This is a genomic window from Ancylobacter sp. Lp-2 (assembly GCF_020523795.1).
Lineage (GTDB): Bacteria > Pseudomonadota > Alphaproteobacteria > Rhizobiales > Xanthobacteraceae > Ancylobacter.
The window spans coordinates 26,655-43,807 of record NZ_JAJALI010000013.1 but is presented as its reverse complement, the minus strand read 5'-3'; the positions used below and the strand labels follow the sequence as shown (position 1 = coordinate 43,807).

The window sequence follows — 17,153 nt, the reverse complement described above, 5'->3', positions numbered from 1 at the left end:
TTTCGCGATGGCGGTGAATGTCCATCGCGCCGTGCCTTGGCGGCGAGGGGTTCGGTCCGGCCTATGACCCGGCCGCCATCGTCGGCAATAGCGGGGTGTCGGTCGGGCTGAAGCTGTCGCGGACTCTCGAGAGCAAGATGTCCTGGCTGAGCGGGTTCAGCCTGTTTGGCACGATCGATTACGGAGCCCTCTGGAACCGTGCCGAGATCCCCTACGACTTCGCCGCTCTCGGCTCGGTCGGCATCGGCCTGCAGGGAATGATCAATGAGCGCCTCGTGGCGATGGTGATGGTCGCCGCGCCGCTCTGGCGCGACTGCACGCTTTCCGATCTGGGCGTGGAGCAGGGAGCCGCCATCCGCTTTTCCCTAGCCTTCAAGAAATAGCGGGCCGCCTTCGCAAGAGGACCGGATAGAGTGTTGCCGCCGCTCCACGCAGTGTCGCAGGGCGCGCGCCCTCGTGTGCCCCGGCTCGCGCTGGAGTGCGCGGCGGCCCGGACCGCCGCGCACTCCTTATGACGAAAAATCCTCGGCAGGCTGTCAGGCCGCCAGCACCTCGTCCGCGGGGCCAAAGAACTCATAGTGAATGCGCTCGGCTGGCACGCCTGCCAGCGACAGCGTCGAAATCGCCGCCCGCAGGAACGGCTTGGGGCCGCAGATATAGTAGTCGGCCTCGCCGGCCGGCGTGTTGGAAACCAGCCACTCGTCGGTGATCAGGCCGGCTTCGTCGAAGTCGCGCCCGGCCAATTCGTCGGGTAACGGCGTCTGGTGGAAATCGACCACTCGCACGGCCGGGGTGGCGGCGGCGAGGGTACGGACATGGTCGCGCATGGCGTGGGTGTCGCGGTTGTGGGTGCCGTGGATGTAGAAGACGGGCTGGCCGCCCCCTTTCGCGACAAGCGCCTCGAGCATCGCCACCATCGGCGTAAGGCCGACGCCTCCCGACAGAAGCACCACGGGGCCATCGGAGGCCTTGAGATGGAACTCGCCGGCCGGCGCCGCCACCTTCAGCACGGTGCCGGGCACGGCGCTGTCGTGCAGCCAGTTGGAGGCGAGCCCCAGCGGCTCGCGCTTCACCGAAATGCGGTAGGTCCTGCCATCGGCGGCGCTCGATATCGAAAAGTTGCGCTTCACCGGCGGATGGCCGGGAATCTCGAGCCAGAACGTCAGGTACTGGCCGGGCTTGTGGCGCAGCACCGACTTGTCGTCGAGGGGATGCAGGACGAAGGACGAGATGACGCTGCTCTCGCGGACGACCTCGCTGACGCGAAAGTCGCGCCAGCCGTTCCAGCCGCCATCCGTCCGCTTCTGCTCGTCATAGATGCGCGCCTCGCGGGCGATGAGAATGTTCGCCAGAAACCAGTAGGCCTCTCCCCACGCGTCGAGAATCTCCGGCGTGGCCGCATCGCCCAGAACCGAACGGATCGCGGCCAGCAACGCCTCGGCGACGTGCGGATAGTGCTCGGGCAGGATCTGGAGCCCGACATGCTTCTGGGCAATGCGTTCGACGGCAGGTGCCAGCGCCCCGAGATTCTCGATGTTCGCGGCATAGGCCAGGATGGCCTGGGCGAGCGCCTTGGGCTGGGAGCCATTATCGCCATGGTGCGACTGGTTGAACAGGTCGCGGATTTCAGGGTTGCGGAACATCCGCGCATACATCTCTCGCACAATGTCGAGACCATGTGCCTCCAGGGCGGGAACCGTCATCTTGACAAGCGCAACGGTACGCTCGCTGAGCGTCGGTGACATGAGTTTCTCCTCGTGGGACGGGACGTTGATCCTGGCGCGTGCGGCGACCGTCCGTTGAATTTCGGCCTGTTCCGGGTCCGCACCTCCGGAACGCCGAATATCATGCATTTGATCTGCATGTTTTCATCGGGAGAAATACGCAGCGAGGACGCGGCCGCCATGCGTCCCGATGTCCGGTCCCCGAAACGCGCGGGACCGCGCTCGCGCCTCCCGGCTCATGCCGGCCGATAGCGCGGCGGCGAGGCCTGCAAGCTTGGCTGCGGCATCGAGCGCAATCGATGGGGGGCTGCGCAGTCGCCGTCATCGGAGGGTTGCTTCGCCCTTATCACGCTGCCGCCTTTGCCTGAGTGGCGTGGGCGAGCAAGGCTGCGAAAACTGCCGTGATCCGAACGAAAGCGGGCGCGCTTTCGAGGGCAGGGTAGGGCGGGGCGGAGGGGCGCGTCGGTCCCCTGAGCCATGTTACGCCGTCTCTTTCAGACACATGCTTTCGGGGTGAGGTGCCGCCATCCTCTATTTAGAGGAGGTGTCCAGATGCCGGTTGAATGCTACCCCAAGGATACATTCCGATATCGGCGGGGGAGAAACTATGGCTACGTATACCTATGCATATCTTCTTGGCTCTGACGGCAGCACCGTTAGAGGTGAATTCGGCGTCAATTACTACCTCGCCGATGGCACCTATGCGATAAGCGACACGCTGAATCCTACCTCCACCTCGTCGACCTCCATTGTTGGGCGCCTTAGCGGGTATAGTGGCGATGGGTTCGTGATCGATACCTTCGTCGGTCCGGTTTTTTACACGAATACGCCCTATGCCACCTCGGATACCGTCGGCCCGTTTGCTTCCGAGGGCACCTTCACGACTTGCTTCCTGGCCGGCACCCATATCGCCACGCCGGAGGGCGAGCGTCGGGTGGAAGATCTGGCCGTCGGCGAGCTCGTCCTCACCGCTGCAGGCGAGACGCGCCCGGTCCGCTGGATCGGTCGGCAGAGCGTGATGCGGATGTTCGCCGATCCCCTTGCCAATTATCCCATCCGCGTCGCCGCCGGCGCGCTGTCCGACAACGCGCCTGTCCGCGATCTTTTCGTCTCGCCGGATCATGCGCTACTGATCGATGGCCTGCTGGTGCAGGCCGGCGCGCTGGTCAACGGAACCAGCATTGCCCGGGTGGAGCGGCCCGAGGAGCGCTTCACCTATTACCATATCGAGCTCGAGGACCACGCGCTGGTGCTTGCCGAGGGCGTCCCGGCCGAGACCTTCGTGGACAATGTCACGCGGCGCCGGTTCGACAACTACGCCGAATTCGAGGAGCTCCACGGCGCGGGAGCGTCGGTGCCTGAGCTCGATCTGCCGCGCGTGAAGTCCGCACGGCAGCTGCCCGCCGCCCTGCGTGCCCGCCTCGAGGCGCGAGCCGGCAGGGGCGCCGCGGTCGCGTGACCGCGCGCGGCCTGGCCGCTTCCGGCCGTGCTGACGCAGGTGACGCCTCTGTCCACACGGCCGTTTCGTAGCGCACGGCATCATCGCCATGAGCCGACCGCCGACGCTGCCGGCTCATGCGGAGCCCGCCCGACGATGGCGCTCCGATTGCCGGGGCGGCCATTGCATGCCGTCGCAGCGCCGTTATTCGGGCTATCAGTCGATTGGGGAGAGGGTATATGGCAACATATACAACTCAATACTTATATTACATAGATTTCAACGAAGAATCCACCACGCTAAATCTGAAGAACACGACGGAGTGGGTGACGGACAACGAAGATCCGGGCTCCGACACCTTTTCGGTCAACGAGTCAGTGGTTGCCTCGCGGGGCAGCCTGCTGCGTGAAATGGTGTATATCGGGCACTATCAGGATGGAATAATCGTGTATTGGGAGGACGCTTCCGGTCCTCTGAAGTATATTTACCTGTCAAATACGGCCTATGATTATGGAACGCCGATCTCCATCATCGAGGATAGTTTCGTCACCTGTTTCCTCGCTGGAACCCTGATCGCGACGCCTGCGGGCGAGGTTGCCATCGAGACGCTCAGGATCGGGGATGCGGTGCTGACGTCGAACGGTACCGCAAGGCCGGTCCGCTGGCTGGCCCGCCAGACCGTCTCCACCCTGTTCGCCGACTCCATGAAGGTCATGCCCGTCCGCATCGAGGCGGGGGCGCTGGGGGATAGCCTGCCGGCCCGCGATCTCTTCGTGTCGCCGGACCATGCGCTGCTCGTCGACGGCGTCCTCGTCCAGGCCGGGGCATTGGTGAACGGCGTGTCGATCGTCCGTCACGCGGAGATGCCGAAGAGCTTCACCTATTATCATGTGGAGCTGGCGGACCACTCCCTCATCCTGGCGGAAGGCGTGCCTGCGGAGACCTTCGTCGACAATGTCACGCGCCGACGGTTCGACAACTGGCAGGAGGCGCCGGAGGCCCCGATTGCCGAGCTGGACCTGCCGCGCGTGAAGTCGGCGCGGCAGTTGCCGGCCGCGCTCCGGGCCCGCCTTGCCGAGCGCCTTGCCGATCATCTCGCCAAGCGCGCGATCGAGACCGGGACGACGGCGGCGGCTTGAGCGGACGCCGTCACCCGATGACTACTCCGTCGCCTCCGCGTCCTCCCGGTCGGCGATCGGCGCGGGCGCCGGCATCCAGGCCGCCAATGCGCTGTGGCCCGCAGCGGTGAGCGCGTACACGCCGCGCTCCGCGCGTTCGAACCAGCCATAGACATTGCGGCGCAGGATCTTCTGGGCGTCGGGGAAGGCCCGCTTCAGGTCGCGCGGCCGCTGCGGCGCCGCTGCCATCGCGGCGGCGCAACCGAGTGCCTGCTGGCGATACGCGGTCATGATGGGCTTGCGCGTGCCGCCGCCGGCAACGGGGTCGCCCTGCCGCCGCTTATGCTCCTCCACCAGCCGCGAGCGACGGCGGGGGTCTTTCCGCGGCATCGGCGCGGTCGGCGAGACGAGGATGTCGACGTGGCCGGAATCGGCGACGCCGAGCAGGCCGAGGCCCAGGCGCCGGCATAGATTGCGATAGCGTGGATCGCTTTCGCGTCCCTTGCCTCTGGCGGAGAGCTTCGCCGCCAGCCAGATCTCGTCGCCGACGTTCATCCGGTCCACGCCCTGCAGGAGCAGCTCGAGATTGAACGTCAATTTGAGTTCGCCGATGACCACGACGGTCGGGTCGTCGTCGCGTAGCCCGACAAGGTCGCAGGAACCGATCTCTCCCTTCACTCTGTAGCCGAGCGCCTCCAGGAAGCGCTTGACGGGTTCATAGAGAGACGTTTCCACGATGTAGCTCCGGGCCGCGATTGCTCTTCCACCTGATACAGGATTGAGGCGGCCGCGGCGTGCTTGCCTTTCGCGGGGCTCCCGGCGCGTCGCCCGGGCTGCCGATTTCCCTTCGCGGTCCTGCGGCGCGGCCGCCGCATCCGGAGACCGAGGCCGACAGCCTGTGAAGCGCGGGCCTAGGCGACGCCATACACCCGGAGGGTCTTCTTGGTGTATTCCTCGACATAGTCCATCAGGGCGTCGGATGCGCGCTTCGCGCCGGCTTCGTCGCCATGGGCGATCTTGCGGGCGATGGCGGCATGCAGCTCGCAGACGCGCCGCAGGTCGCCGAATTCCTTGAAGTAGAGAAACCAGAACCGCCGCGTCTGCGCCTCGATCGGGCCGATGGCCTGGGTGGCGTATTTGCTGTTGGCGGTCTGGATGATGAGCGTGTTGAATTCGCGGTCCGCGGCGACGAATGCCGCGCCCTCGCGGCTTTCGGCCACCTTGTCGAAGGCGTCGGCGACAGCGGCGAATTCCTGCTTCAGCGAGTTCGTGGCGAAGCGCGCCGCTCGTCCGGCGAGGACGCTTTCGATGCCGCGCCGCACCTCCAGCATGCCGAGCTGCTCGACGAGGTCGATCTCGGAGACGACGACGCCGGAGCGGGGGACGATTCGAACGGTCCCCTCGAAGGACAGGCGCTGCAGCGCCTCGCGAATGGGCGTCCGTCCGATGCCGAGCGTCTTGCTGAGCGAGGTTTCGGAAATCTTGTGGCCGGGCGGCAGCTTCAGCGTGACGATCATCTCCTCGATGAGCCGGTAGGCCTGGCGGGCCTGGGATAGTTCCGGCTGTTCGGTCTGCTTGCCCATCACCCTTCCTTGGCTACCGCCGGTCGATTCCGGGGCAATGTAGGACAAACACGGAGAAAAAGAAGCAGGCGCCGAAGCGCCTGCCAGGTTCCGATAGGAAGAAACGAACAGGATGGCTGGGTGGATCAGCCGCGCTTCAGGTCGCGTCGCATCGCCATATGCGCGCCCTTCACGCCATCGACGACCTGGGTGACGCGCAGGTCGCCGGCGATGCTGCACAGCGAGTAGGCTTCCTCGCGCGACAGGCCCCATTCCCGGCCGAGCAGGGCGATCATCTCGAGCACCGCCTCCTTGGTGGCTTCGTCGAGATCCTCGCTGAAGCCGTGGCAGATCCACAGCTCCGGGGTCTCGAGGATCGGGTTCTTGCCGCGCGAGCCCTTGTGCAGCACCAGCTGGATGGTGGCGTTGACGTGCGCCTCGATCGCCGTGCCGTTCACCTCGCCGTCGCCTTCCGCGAAATGGGTGTCGCCAGCCCAGAACAGCGCGCCCTCCTTGTGGACGGGATAGAACATGCTGGTGCCGGCGACGAATTCGCGGTTGTCGACATTGCCGCCATGCACGCCGGGCGGCACGGTGCTGATCGGCTCGTCGGAGGGCGGGCAGACGCCGGCGGTGCCGAAGTGCAGCCGCAGCGGCACGACGATGCCTTCCAGCGCCGGCCGGCGCTCGGCATGCGGCACCTGCGTGTAGCGACCGGGGACGCCCCGCTCCGGCGGGCTGTCATAGGGAAACTGGAACAGGGCCTTGGCGGTGCCGGTCTTCACGTCCGCCTCATAGACGATGACGTGCTCCTTGCTGTCGAACTCCTTGTCCAGCATGCCCCACCGGCCCTGGAAGTTCACGCCGTATTTGAGGCGCGGCTCCATGCTGAGGACGCGGCATTCGAGCGTGTCGCCGGGCTCGGCGCCTTCCACATAGATCGGGCCGGTGAGGATGTGGACGCCGGGGGTGCGCTGATCCTCGGGAATGCCGTCATAGATCGCGCGGACGGCGTCATCCATCAGATAGTCCGGCGCGTCGCCCGCGTGGTGGCACAGGCACTCGATCCGGACGATGTCGCCGGAAGCGACGGTGCAGACCGGCGCGACGCTGCCGTCGAACGCTCCCCATTGCACGGTTTCGAGCGTGGCCCGGACCTCGTGATAGGCAATCGACGGTGCGGTGGTGAAATTGGCGTGCTTGTTCATGTCGTCCCTCAGAATGCAAAGCCGAGCTGGCCGCGCGCTGCCGCGACGGCGGCGAAGCCGATGAATGTTCCGATGATCGCGAAGATGCCGCCGAGAACGTTGGGCGCCGGAATGGGCGCGCGGACGGCGGTGTAGATGAGGCCGGTCACCAGCCCGACGATGGCGGCCTGTATTTCGACCGCGCCAATGCCGATTTCAATCATGCATGCCCCCTATGGTCAGCTGTTGCGAGGCGGGCGGCCGAAGCCGATCTGGCCACGGATTTTCTGCACGATGAGGTAGCCGATGAACGTAAAGATGATCGCGAATATTCCTCCCAGAACGTTCGGGGCAGGAATCGGAAGGTTGAGGTAGGAGTAAATCGTCCCTGTTATCAGGCCGACGGCAAGCGCAACGACTTCATTGCGCCCTACGAAAACGTAGTGCATGGAGCGTTCCTCTCGATAAATCATGAGCGCCGTTCTTTTTATGCAGCGCTTTGATGGCCACACCAGTTCTTCGTGACTGATGTGGTACGTCAAATTCATAATCTGACATATCAGATTGCGCAATTGAAATATTTGAACGCGACGCATACCCGCGAGCGACCGCGCGATCGGGCCTGCCGTGCCAGCTTGCCGGCGGTTGAGAGCCGGCTACCGGGGCATCTGGGCTGGGTTGGTGCGGTGGCCTTCATGCGACGCCGATTGAGGGAGGCCTCGACGGGCGCATCCGCCTGATCGGCACGCCACAGGCGAGGTGTCGGGCGGCCAATGACGGCTCATCGTTCTCGCGTCCGGGCGCTATCGGGGCGCCATCGTCGCGGCCGGGTGAGCGCGGCCGACGCGCACCAATCGGGAAGAGGAGGGGAGGGCTGCCCGTCGGGCGGCCGCCACCGCCGAGGCCGTCGCGGTGATGCCATTCGCAACCGGAACATCCGCTGGCGTTCTCACGCGGCGGGGAGCGTCGGTTTCCCGTTCTCTGGCTTGCCGGCCCTTCGGGGCTGAGTCCGAGGCGGCCGGCTTTCGGCACCTCGATAGGGTCTCGCCCGACACCGTCGCGAACCGCTCCACTATGTCGGCTCGCGCGCTCAAATCCGCTGATTAGAGGATATTCGCAGCCAGGATCGATCCCATTAGCTTGGCGGTTCCAAGGGGCGGCGATGTCGCCTCCGGTAGCCTGGGCGGGTTGAGGGGGATCGTGGTGGGGTGCTGAAGTCGAAGGGGTGGCGCGCTCTCGTGATCGGGGCCGTGTTGCTCGCGGGGCCTTGCGTGGCACGGGCGGAGGAGCCCGCGGATCTCATCCTGCGCAACGGCGTGGTCTACGCCGTGGACCCGGCGCGTTCGTTCCATTCGGCCTTCGCCGTCCGAGGCAATCTGATCGCCGCGATCGGCGACGACGAGGCCATGCGGCCTCTGACCGGGCCGCAGACGCGCATCATCGACCTCGACGGCAAGTTCGTCATGCCCGGGCTGATCGATGCGCATTCGCATCCGGTGCTCGGGGCGGTCAATGCCGCCAAATGCTCGCTGGCCGGCGTGAAGCCGTCTCTCGCGGACATCGCGCCGGTCATTCGCAAATGCCTTGCCGAGCATCCCGCCGGACCGGACGCCTGGCTGGAGGTGGTGCAGCTCTACAATTACGGCTTCGAGGCTTCCGCTGGGGATATCGACACCGTGGAGGCCACCCGGCCGCTCGCCATCGCCGGCAATGACGGCCACACCATGTGGCTGAACACCCGGGGGCTGGCCTTGTCGGGCATCGCCGGGATGACGCAGGATCCGCCGGGGGGCCGGATCATGCGCGACGGGAAAGGGATCCCGACTGGCGTGCTCACCGACGCCGCGCTGCTTGTCCCGTCCAAATTGTTCCCGATGCCGACGACGGAGGAAATGGCCGATCAGCTGGAGGCGACGCTTGCGGGCATGAGTGCGGTGGGCCTGACGGCGGTCACCGATGCCGCGGTGACGCCGGTGGAGTTCGCGGTCTGGGAGAAGCTCTATCGCGAGGGGCGGCTGAAGCTGCGCGTCAGGGGCGCCTACATGATCGAGGATCTGGACGACGACAGCGACGCGGCCGTCGCACGGATCGTCGCCACGGCACGCGACCACAGCCTCGATCCCGCCTGGCTGCGTACCGACTCGGTGAAGGTCTTCGCCGACGGGGTGCTCGAGTTTCCCGCCGAGACGGCCGCGGTGCTGGCTCCCTATCTCGATGCGAACGGCAAGCCGACCACCAATGTCGGCGATCTCTATTTCGAACCGAAGCTGTTCAACTCCCTGGTGACGAAACTGGACAAAGCGGGCCTGACGGTCCACGTGCACGCCATCGGCGACCGCGCGGTGCGGGCCAGTCTCGATGCCTTCGAGGCGGCGCGGAAGGCGAATGGCCCGCGCGACAACCGGCATCAGATCGCGCATCTGCAACTGGTGGATCCCGCGGATTTTCCGCGCTTCGCGGCACTCGGCGTCATCGCGAACATGCAGTTCGAATGGGGAAAGCGCGACCCGTCGAATGTCGGGCCGCTGGAGCCCTATCTCGGGCCGGAGCGCTTCCGCTATCTCTATCCGAACGGCAGCCTCCAGGCGGCCGGCGCCCTCGTGGCGGCGGGCAGCGACTGGGACGTGTCGCCCTACAGCCCCTTCCTCGGCATGGAGGTGGGGGCCACCCGGCGAGATCGCGACAGGGAGGCCGAGGCGCTCAATAGCGACGAGCGGCTCTCGGTCGCGGAAATGCTTGCCGCCTACACCATCAATGCCGCGGCAGCGATGCGCCTCGACGACATCGTCGGCAGCATCGAGGCCGGGAAGCGCGCGGATTTCGTGATCCTCGACCGCAATCCACTGGCCATCGATCCCGCGACACTGCGGGACACGAAGGTGCTCGCCACCTATGTGGATGGGAAGGTCGTGTACGGGCATTGAGGCGGCCCCGCGCGACCTGCTGCCGCGCCGCCGCATGGGCGGTCCCCGTGTCCCTCCCGGCGTGGCCGGCATGACGGCGGCGCCGAGCCGCCCCCGGCTCAGCGGCTCGTTCGGGCCGACAAGCCCGGCGAGGTCGAGACATACTGGATCGCCCGGCGCACCAGCTCCGGCAGCGAGGTCGCGCCGAGCTTGGTCTTGAGCTGCGAGCAGGTATTGGCCACCGTCTTGTAGCTGACCCCCAGCTCGTCGGCGATCTGCGTGTAGTCGCGCCCGTCGGCCAGCAGCGCCAGCATCTGCAATTCGCGCGGGGTGACGTCGCCGAGCGGGGTATCCTTGCGCGCCCCCAGCAGCGCGACCTGCATGGCGAGCTCGTGGCCGATATAGGGCTGGCCGCGCCGCACCCGCTCGAACGCCTCGAACAGCGCGCCCGACGAGGTGTCCTTCTGCACATAGCCGTCGGCGCCGGCTTCCAGCGCCCGGCTGGCGATCACCGGGTCGCCATGCATCGACAGCACGAGGATCGGCAGGCGGCCATCCTGCGCCCGCAGCCGGCGCACCAGCAGCAGCCCGCTGAGGCCGTTGCCGTTCAGCGCGAGGTCGACGATCACCATGTCCGGCTTCTCGCGGCGGAACAGCCGGTAGCCGGACAGCACGGTGTTCGCCTCCAGCACCCGCTCGACCCCCCAGTCCTCCAAAAGGCAGCGGCAGCCCTGCAACACGATGGGATGGTCGTCGATGACGAGGACGCTGGTCATGAGGCGGTCGCTCTTTCTCGTGTCGTCGGAAGGGGTTCGGCGGCGCGGACCGGCAGGCCGATCTCGACGCGCATGCCGCGCGGCGCGACCGGCACCAGCTGCCAGCTGCCGCCGAGCGCGCCGATGCGCTCCTCGATGCCGATCAGCCCGAAGCCGGGCGTGCTGCCGGGTTGCAGGCCGAGGCCGTCATCCTCCACGGCGAGGTGGAGCCGCTCGCCCTTCGCCTCCTCGCGCAGCGACACGGCGATCCGGCCCGCCTGCCCGTGGCGCAGCGCGTTGGTCACCGCCTCCTGCACGCAGCGATAGACGGTGATCTCGAGGCTGTCGGCATAGTGCTCCGCTACCCCGTCGAGCGAGAGGTCGAACCGCCGGTCCGGCGCGTGCCGCTCGAAATTGGCGAGCAGTTCGGCGATCACCGCCGACAGCGGCACATGGCCGAGCGCCATCGGCCTTATCCGCCGCAGCAGGCCGCGATTGCCCTCCTGCACCCGGTCGAGGATGCCGCCCATGGTGGCGACGCGCTCGCCGATGCGGCCGGCGGGATCGGCGTCGAGCCGCTCCAGCAGCCGGCCGATCGATTCGAGATTGGCCCTGAGGCCGAACAGGCAGGGGCCGAGTTCGTCATGCAGGTCGGCAGCTATCTGCCGGCGCTCGTCGTCCTGCACGCGCACCAGCCTTTCGTTGAGCCGGAAATTGTCCTGCCGCGCCATGTTGAGCGCCGTGCCGAGCGCGTTGAACCGCTCGACGATCCGCGCCAGCTCGCGCACCCGCGGCAGGGGCAGGCGATGCTCGAAGCGGCCTTCCTCCAGTTCGTGCAGGCCGGCGGACAAGGCATGCAGCGGTTGCAGCAGCCGGCCGAGCACGAGGAACAGCGCGGCGAGAATGGCGATGTTCACCACCGCCGCCAGCAGAGCGAGATCGGACATGTCCTGCCAGACCTCGGCGATCTCGTCGGAGGCTTCGCCGCTGATGCGCACGCGGCCGATGGTCTGGCCGTTCTCGATGACGGGTATCGTCGTCCCGGCGGGCTCGACGGTGACGAGTGCGGTGAACCAGTCCGGCACCTCCTCGGCGTCGTCGTCCGCGTCGTCGCGGGCGACCGCCGGGGAGGGGGCCTCGGCTATGACCCGGCCGTCGGGATCCTCGATGTGGATCCGCACATGCCGCAGGCTGGTGATGTGCAGCGGCAGCTGAGTCAGCGACACCGCGCCGCCGACGGTCTCCGCCAGCCGCTCGGCGGTTTCCTGCACCAGGCGCTCGGCGATGGCGACCGAGGAGAGCATTTCCAGCCGCGTCGCGCGCTGCGCGTTGAGGATGACCACCACGAAGGCGACCAGCGCGGCGCAGAGATTGATGACGATCACCGCCGCCATCACCTGCCAGCGCAGCGAGCGCCGCCGCCAGAAGCTGAACTCGGCCGCGCGGGAATTGAGGGAGGTGGCGGCTCCGGGCTCGCCGACGAAGCCGGTCATGGATGCGCTCCCGTCGGGCCGGCGGCGGCGGGCGGCGTGCCCGGCGGCGCCTGCTGCCTGAGAAGGTCGAGCGCCGCCACGCGCGTCAGCCCCTGGGAGCGCAGATTGTAATAGTGCTGGCAGAGGTCGCTGAAACCGCTGCGCGATCCCTTGCCGGCAAAGGGAACGAAGCCGGCGAGGAGGTCGCGCACGCCCTCCTTGATATCGATCTCCCGCAGCATGGTCTCGAGCTGCACCGCCCGATTGGCGATCATCCGCTGGTCCTCGCCGAATCGCGCATCGGCATCGGCGAGAATCGCGCGCCACTCGGCCACCGCCGGATCGCTAGGCGCGACGTCGCGCCCGGCCGCCCGGCTGGCCAGCCAGACGTCCGGCTCGCTGGCATCGAGCGGCTGCAGCCATTGCTTGTCCGCCAGCGTCGTGCCGGAGGGCGCGGCCACCCGCTCGCGCGGCTCGGAGGGCGGTTCGCCCGGGCAGCCCGCCAGGGCGAGGGCGAGACCGGCACTTCCGATGGCACGAGTAAACGAGAAGAGAGCGTTTCCCATTTCTATTATTACTTTCTTATGATCACGCGGAGACGTGCGACATCTCGGCATGTTCTGTCTTTTGGGCGATCGCTGCGTGCCGGGAGATGGCTCCTCCCGGCGCGTGGCCGACTCCGTTTCCCTTCGTCAACATTATGAAATGAAATCATTTTCCTCGAACGACGGCAAGGTTTCCGGTTCGGCCCGGTGCATTCTCCGGGAGATCGGGAACTAGTTCCCGGTCGATTTTTCCAAATGCCCTAAAGACACAGTCGGCATGTAGCGAGAAGAATTATCACATGTCGACACAAATAATCAGAAGTTCTTAAGAATATCGACCAGTCTCCCGCAATCTGGAATTGAAATGCCGTCGCCGGAAAGCGCGCGGCAAAGAAAGCAAGAGTTCGCGGCGTCCCGGAGCGAACCGGGGCGGATGCAGAACGATCTGGGAATGGAAACGTGAGGGACGATCAATGAGCCGACTGCACTCTTCCGTGTCAGCGCTCACCGTTGCCACCGCGCTGGTGGCCACGGTCAGCCTCGCCGCCCTGGCGCCGGCGGTGGCCAACGACAAGCTCGACGAGCTGTCGAAGAGCACCGACAACTGGCCGATGACCGGCAAGAACTACAGCGCCAACAATTACAGCGAGGCGAACCAGGTCACCAAGGAGAACGTGAAGAACCTCAAGGCCGCCTGGTCGTTCTCCACCGGCGTGCTCTCGGGCCATGAAGGCACGCCGCTGGTGGTCGATGGCGTGATGTACATCCACGCCCCGTTCCCCAACACCACCTTCGCGGTCTCGCTCGACGAGCCCGGCAAGATCCTGTGGCAGCACAAGCCGAAGCAGAACCCGACCGCCCGCGCGGTGGCGTGCTGCGACGTGGTGAATCGCGGCCTCGCCTATTGGCCCGGCAACGACAAGGTCGGGCCGCTGATCATCAAGACCCAGCTCGACGGCCATGTCGTCGCCCTCAACGCCAAGACCGGCGAGGAATACTGGAAGCTGGAGAACTCCGACATCAAGGTCGGCTCGACGCTGACCATCGCGCCCTATGTGGTGAAGGACACGGTGCTGATCGGCTCCTCCGGCGCCGAACTCGGCGTGCGCGGCTACGTCACCGCCTACGACATCGCCTCCGGCGAGCAGAAATGGCGCGCCTATGCCACCGGCCCCGACGCCGATGTGCGCCTCGGCGACGACTTCAACAGCGCCAACCCGCATTACGGCCAGAAGGGCCTGGGACAGGCGACGTGGGAGGGCGAGGCCTGGAAGATCGGCGGCGGCACCAATTGGGGCTGGTACGCCTACGACCCCGGCACCAACCTGTTCTATTACGGCTCGGGCAACCCGGCGCCGTGGAACGAGACCATGCGTCCGGGCGACAACAAGTGGACCATGACCATCTGGGGCCGCGACGCCGATACCGGCATGGCCAAGTTCGGCTACCAGAAGACCCCGCATGACGAATGGGACTATGCCGGCGTCAACGTCATGATGCTCTCCGAGCAGACCGACAAGACCGGCAAGCCGCGCAAGCTGCTCACCCATCCCGACCGCAACGGCATCGTCTACACGCTCGACCGCGAGAACGGCGACCTGATCTCCGCCGACAAGATCGACGACACCGTCAACTGGGTGAAGCAGGTCGACCTCAAGACCGGCCTGCCGCAGCGTGACCCGGAATATGCGACCCGTATGGACCACAAGGGCCGCGACATCTGTCCCTCGGCCATGGGCTACCACAACCAGGGCCACGACAGCTACGACCCGCAGCGCAAGTCGTTCTTCATGGGCATCAACCACATCTGCATGGATTGGGAGCCCTTCATGCTGCCCTACCGTGCCGGCCAGTTCTTCGTCGGCGCGACGCTGAACATGTATCCCGGCCCCAAGGGCGACCGGCAGACCTATGAAGGTCTCGGCCAGGTGAAGGCCTATGACTCGATCAACAACAAGTACAAGTGGGAAGTGATGGAGCGCTTCGCCGCCTGGGGCGGCACGCTCGCCACCGCCGGCGGCGTGGTGTTCTACGGAACGCTGGACGGCTTCATCAAGGCCCGCGACAGCGACACCGGCGAGCTGCTCTGGAAGTTCAAGCTGCCCTCCGGCGTCATCGGCCACCCGATGACCTACACCCATAACGGCACGCAATACGTCGCCATCTACTACGGCGTCGGTGGCTGGCCGGGCGTCGGCCTGGTGTTCGACCTCAACGACCCGACCGCCGGCCTCGGCTCGGTGGGCGCCTTCAAGCAGCTGCAGCACTACACCCAGATGGGCGGCGGCGTGATGGTGTTCTCGCTCGACGGCAAGGGTCCCTATGACGACCCGAAGATCGGCGAGTACTCGACCGAGATCATCCGCGCCAGCAACTGACGCGAGAACGGCCGCCCGCCGCGCTCCCCGCGCCCGGGCGGCCGCCTGTCTCGCGATGATGTCCATCCGTCCAGCCGCATGGGAGAACGCCATGTCGACATACGCCACATCGACCGCCTCGCTTTTCAGCCGTCTCGCCGCGTCGGCCGGCCTCGCCGCCCTCATCGCGACCGCCGCCGGCGCCGCCACCGTGCAGTCCGATGCACCGGTCGCGGCCGCCAAGGACGAGCTGCGCATCTGCGCCTCCAATGTCGAGGCGCCGTTCTCCAACAAGGAATCGACCGGCTTCGAGGACAAGATCGCCGTGGCGCTGGCGCAGGCCATGGGCCGCAAGCCGGTCTTCGTGCGCAACGACAAGCCGGGCATCTATCTGGTGCGCGACCAGCTCGACAAGAACAGCTGCGACGTCGTCATGGGCGTCGATGCCGGCGACGAGCGGGTGCTCACCTCCAAACCCTATTACCGCACCAGCTACGTGCTGGTGACCAAGGCCGACCGCAACATCACCGCCAGCGACTGGCAGGACCAGCAGATCAAGGACCAGACCCGCTTCGCGGTTCGGTTCTACTCGCCGGCCGAGACCATGCTGAAGCGCATCGGCCGCTTCGAGGACAACGCCGCCTACATGTATTCGCTGGTCAATTTCGTCTCGCGCCGCAACCAGTGGACCCAGGTGCCCGGCGACCGGCTGGTCACCGAGGTCGCCGGCGGCGAGGCCGATGTCGCCATCGCCTTCGCTCCCGAGGTGGCGCGCTATGTGAAGGGCTCGGCCACCCCGCTGCGCATGACGGTGATCTCCACCGACATCGACCGGCCGAACGACAAGCCGATCCCCATGCATTACGACCAGTCGATCGGGGTGCGGAAGACCGATGCCGCGCTCATCAGTGAGATCAACGCCGCGCTCGACAAGGCCAAGCCGCAGATCGAGCAGATCCTCACCGACGAGGGCATCCCGCTGCTCGACCCCAATACCTGACCTCGCTCTCATGCTCCGGCGGCCCGTCGTGCCGTCGGATGCCATCTGACGCGCCACGCTTCTGCGAACAGGTTCGATGAAAAAGACAACGCTCCTTCGGACGGCCGCCGTGCTTCTCGCCCTTGGTTCGCTCGCGCTCGGCTCGCGCGCGGCGATCATGCTCACCAACACCGTCACCGGCCAGCCGCTGGAGCTCTCCGAGGCGCCGGAGGAGGGCCGCGATACCCAGGCGGTGCTGAAGTTCCTCGAGACCGGCACCAACATCTACAACGAGGATCCGGTCTGCCTGCCCAAGGGGCACGAACTGTTCCTGTCGATGTGCTCGGGCTGCCACGGCCATTATGCCGAGGGCAAGATCGGGCCGGGGCTGAACGACAGCTACTGGACCTATCCGAAGAACGAGACCGACCAGGGCCTGTTCGAGACCATCTTCGGCGGTGCGCAGGGCCAGATGGGCCCGATGTACGGCGCGCTCAACATGAACGAGATGCTGCTCGTCATGGCCTGGGTCCGCCATGTCTACAAGGACGATCCGCAGGGAGCGACCTGGCTCACCGCCGAGCAGCGCGCCAGCTTCAAACCCTTCGACGCCAACGCCAAGCACATCGAGCCGTCCGACGCGATGCCTCCGAAGTGCGGCGGACCGGCGGGCTGAACCCGCCGGCGACTAAAGGGTGGAAACCAAGAGGAGACCGACCATGAGCTTCATCGACCGCAGCGTGAAATACAGTGTCATCCTGGCCGGCGCCGGCGCACTCGGCCTCGCCATGGTGGTCGGGGCGGCCGCCTATGACGGCACCAATTGCAAGGCGCCGGGCAATTGCTGGGAGCCGAAGCCCGGTTATCCCGACAAGGTGGCGGGATCGAAATACGATCCCAAGCACGACCCGAAGGAAGTCAACAAGCAGGCCGAATCCATCAAGGGAATGGAGGCCCGCAACGCCCAGCGCGTCGACTATTTCAAGAAGAGCGGCAAGTTCGTCTACGACGTCAGCAAGATCCCGAGCGCGAACTAGGGCATTTTCGCGCGAAGCGGGTACCGGTTCGCGTGAAGAAAATGCGTATCGACAACATCTTGGAGCAATTCCGGGG

At 66.2% G+C, this 17,153-nt stretch carries 17 protein-coding genes; 8 read left to right on the top strand and 9 right to left on the bottom strand.

From position 1 onward, the window contains the following. The first annotated feature begins 17 nt into the window (after positions 1 to 17). Positions 18 to 383 (top strand): hypothetical protein, encoded by a 366-nt coding sequence (locus LGR54_RS23005; protein WP_230364296.1) that lies wholly within the window; start codon positions 18 to 20, stop codon positions 381 to 383. Between the two features lie 153 nt (positions 384 to 536). On the opposite strand, the gene hmpA is transcribed toward LGR54_RS23005, so the two are convergent. After that, positions 537 to 1,745: an NO-inducible flavohemoprotein gene (gene hmpA, locus LGR54_RS23000; protein WP_230364353.1), complete on the bottom strand. Its 1,209-nt coding sequence runs from the start codon at positions 1,743 to 1,745 to the stop codon at positions 537 to 539. A gap of 586 nt (positions 1,746 to 2,331) precedes the next feature. Between hmpA and LGR54_RS22995 the strand changes: the two genes are divergently transcribed. Both LGR54_RS22995 and LGR54_RS22990 read left to right on the top strand, forming a co-directional pair. After that, positions 2,332 to 3,183, top strand: coding sequence for a Hint domain-containing protein (locus LGR54_RS22995; protein WP_230364295.1), 852 nt, complete (start codon positions 2,332 to 2,334; stop codon positions 3,181 to 3,183). A 218-nt stretch (positions 3,184 to 3,401) separates the two neighbouring features. Further along, positions 3,402 to 4,301: a Hint domain-containing protein gene (locus LGR54_RS22990; RefSeq protein WP_230364294.1), complete on the top strand. Its 900-nt coding sequence runs from the start codon at positions 3,402 to 3,404 to the stop codon at positions 4,299 to 4,301. A gap of 21 nt (positions 4,302 to 4,322) precedes the next feature. Here LGR54_RS22990 and LGR54_RS22985 read toward each other — a convergent pair whose 3' ends face one another. The 5 genes from LGR54_RS22985 to LGR54_RS22965 form a co-directional block, all read right to left on the bottom strand. Beyond that, positions 4,323 to 5,015 (bottom strand): DUF2161 family putative PD-(D/E)XK-type phosphodiesterase, encoded by a 693-nt coding sequence (locus LGR54_RS22985; RefSeq protein ID WP_230364293.1) that lies wholly within the window; start codon positions 5,013 to 5,015, stop codon positions 4,323 to 4,325. Between the two features lie 176 nt (positions 5,016 to 5,191). Then, on the bottom strand, positions 5,192 to 5,863 hold the full coding sequence (locus LGR54_RS22980; RefSeq protein ID WP_230364292.1) for a GntR family transcriptional regulator: 672 nt from the start codon (positions 5,861 to 5,863) through the stop codon (positions 5,192 to 5,194). Positions 5,864 to 5,988: 125 nt separating this feature from the next. Beyond that, complete coding sequence (locus LGR54_RS22975; RefSeq protein ID WP_230364291.1) at positions 5,989 to 7,050, bottom strand: acetamidase/formamidase family protein; 1,062 nt, start codon at positions 7,048 to 7,050, stop codon at positions 5,989 to 5,991. Between the two features lie 8 nt (positions 7,051 to 7,058). Next, the gene (locus LGR54_RS22970; protein WP_230364290.1) at positions 7,059 to 7,253 is read right to left on the bottom strand and encodes a DUF1427 family protein; all 195 of its coding nucleotides are present in this window, start codon (positions 7,251 to 7,253) and stop codon (positions 7,059 to 7,061) included. A 15-nt stretch (positions 7,254 to 7,268) separates the two neighbouring features. Further along, the gene (locus tag LGR54_RS22965; protein ID WP_230364289.1) at positions 7,269 to 7,478 is read right to left on the bottom strand and encodes a DUF1427 family protein; all 210 of its coding nucleotides are present in this window, start codon (positions 7,476 to 7,478) and stop codon (positions 7,269 to 7,271) included. A gap of 822 nt (positions 7,479 to 8,300) precedes the next feature. Between LGR54_RS22965 and LGR54_RS22960 the strand changes: the two genes are divergently transcribed. Next, complete coding sequence (locus LGR54_RS22960) at positions 8,301 to 9,953, top strand: amidohydrolase (protein WP_230364288.1); 1,653 nt, start codon at positions 8,301 to 8,303, stop codon at positions 9,951 to 9,953. 98 nt (positions 9,954 to 10,051) lie between these two features. Here the strand turns inward: LGR54_RS22960 and LGR54_RS22955 are convergent, their stop codons facing one another. Genes LGR54_RS22955 through LGR54_RS22945 form a run of 3 tightly spaced genes read right to left on the bottom strand, consistent with a single transcriptional unit; the run spans position 10,052 to position 12,725 of the window. After that, complete coding sequence (locus tag LGR54_RS22955) at positions 10,052 to 10,708, bottom strand: response regulator transcription factor (RefSeq protein WP_230364287.1); 657 nt, start codon at positions 10,706 to 10,708, stop codon at positions 10,052 to 10,054. After that, entirely contained in the window at positions 10,705 to 12,180 is a 1,476-nt protein-coding gene (locus LGR54_RS22950) for an ATP-binding protein (protein ID WP_230364286.1), read from the bottom strand. The genes LGR54_RS22955 and LGR54_RS22950 overlap by 4 nt, the downstream gene beginning before the upstream one ends. After that, the gene (locus LGR54_RS22945) at positions 12,177 to 12,725 is read right to left on the bottom strand and encodes a hypothetical protein (RefSeq protein ID WP_230364285.1); all 549 of its coding nucleotides are present in this window, start codon (positions 12,723 to 12,725) and stop codon (positions 12,177 to 12,179) included. The genes LGR54_RS22950 and LGR54_RS22945 overlap by 4 nt, the downstream gene beginning before the upstream one ends. Positions 12,726 to 13,177: 452 nt before the next feature. Here LGR54_RS22945 and LGR54_RS22940 point away from each other — a divergent pair, with 452 nt between their 5' ends. From LGR54_RS22940 to LGR54_RS22925, 4 genes are all read left to right on the top strand, one after another. Further along, the gene (locus LGR54_RS22940) at positions 13,178 to 15,082 is read left to right on the top strand and encodes a methanol/ethanol family PQQ-dependent dehydrogenase (RefSeq protein ID WP_230364284.1); all 1,905 of its coding nucleotides are present in this window, start codon (positions 13,178 to 13,180) and stop codon (positions 15,080 to 15,082) included. 91 nt (positions 15,083 to 15,173) lie between these two features. Continuing rightward, complete coding sequence (moxJ, locus tag LGR54_RS22935) at positions 15,174 to 16,061, top strand: methanol oxidation system protein MoxJ (RefSeq protein WP_230364283.1); 888 nt, start codon at positions 15,174 to 15,176, stop codon at positions 16,059 to 16,061. 76 nt (positions 16,062 to 16,137) lie between these two features. Further along, positions 16,138 to 16,716 (top strand): cytochrome c(L), periplasmic, encoded by a 579-nt coding sequence (gene moxG, locus LGR54_RS22930; RefSeq protein ID WP_230364282.1) that lies wholly within the window; start codon positions 16,138 to 16,140, stop codon positions 16,714 to 16,716. Positions 16,717 to 16,759: 43 nt separating this feature from the next. Continuing rightward, a complete protein-coding gene (locus LGR54_RS22925; protein WP_230364281.1) occupies positions 16,760 to 17,077 on the top strand; it encodes a methanol dehydrogenase [cytochrome c] subunit in 318 nt (105 codons plus the stop codon). Positions 17,078 to 17,153: the final 76 nt, after the last annotated feature.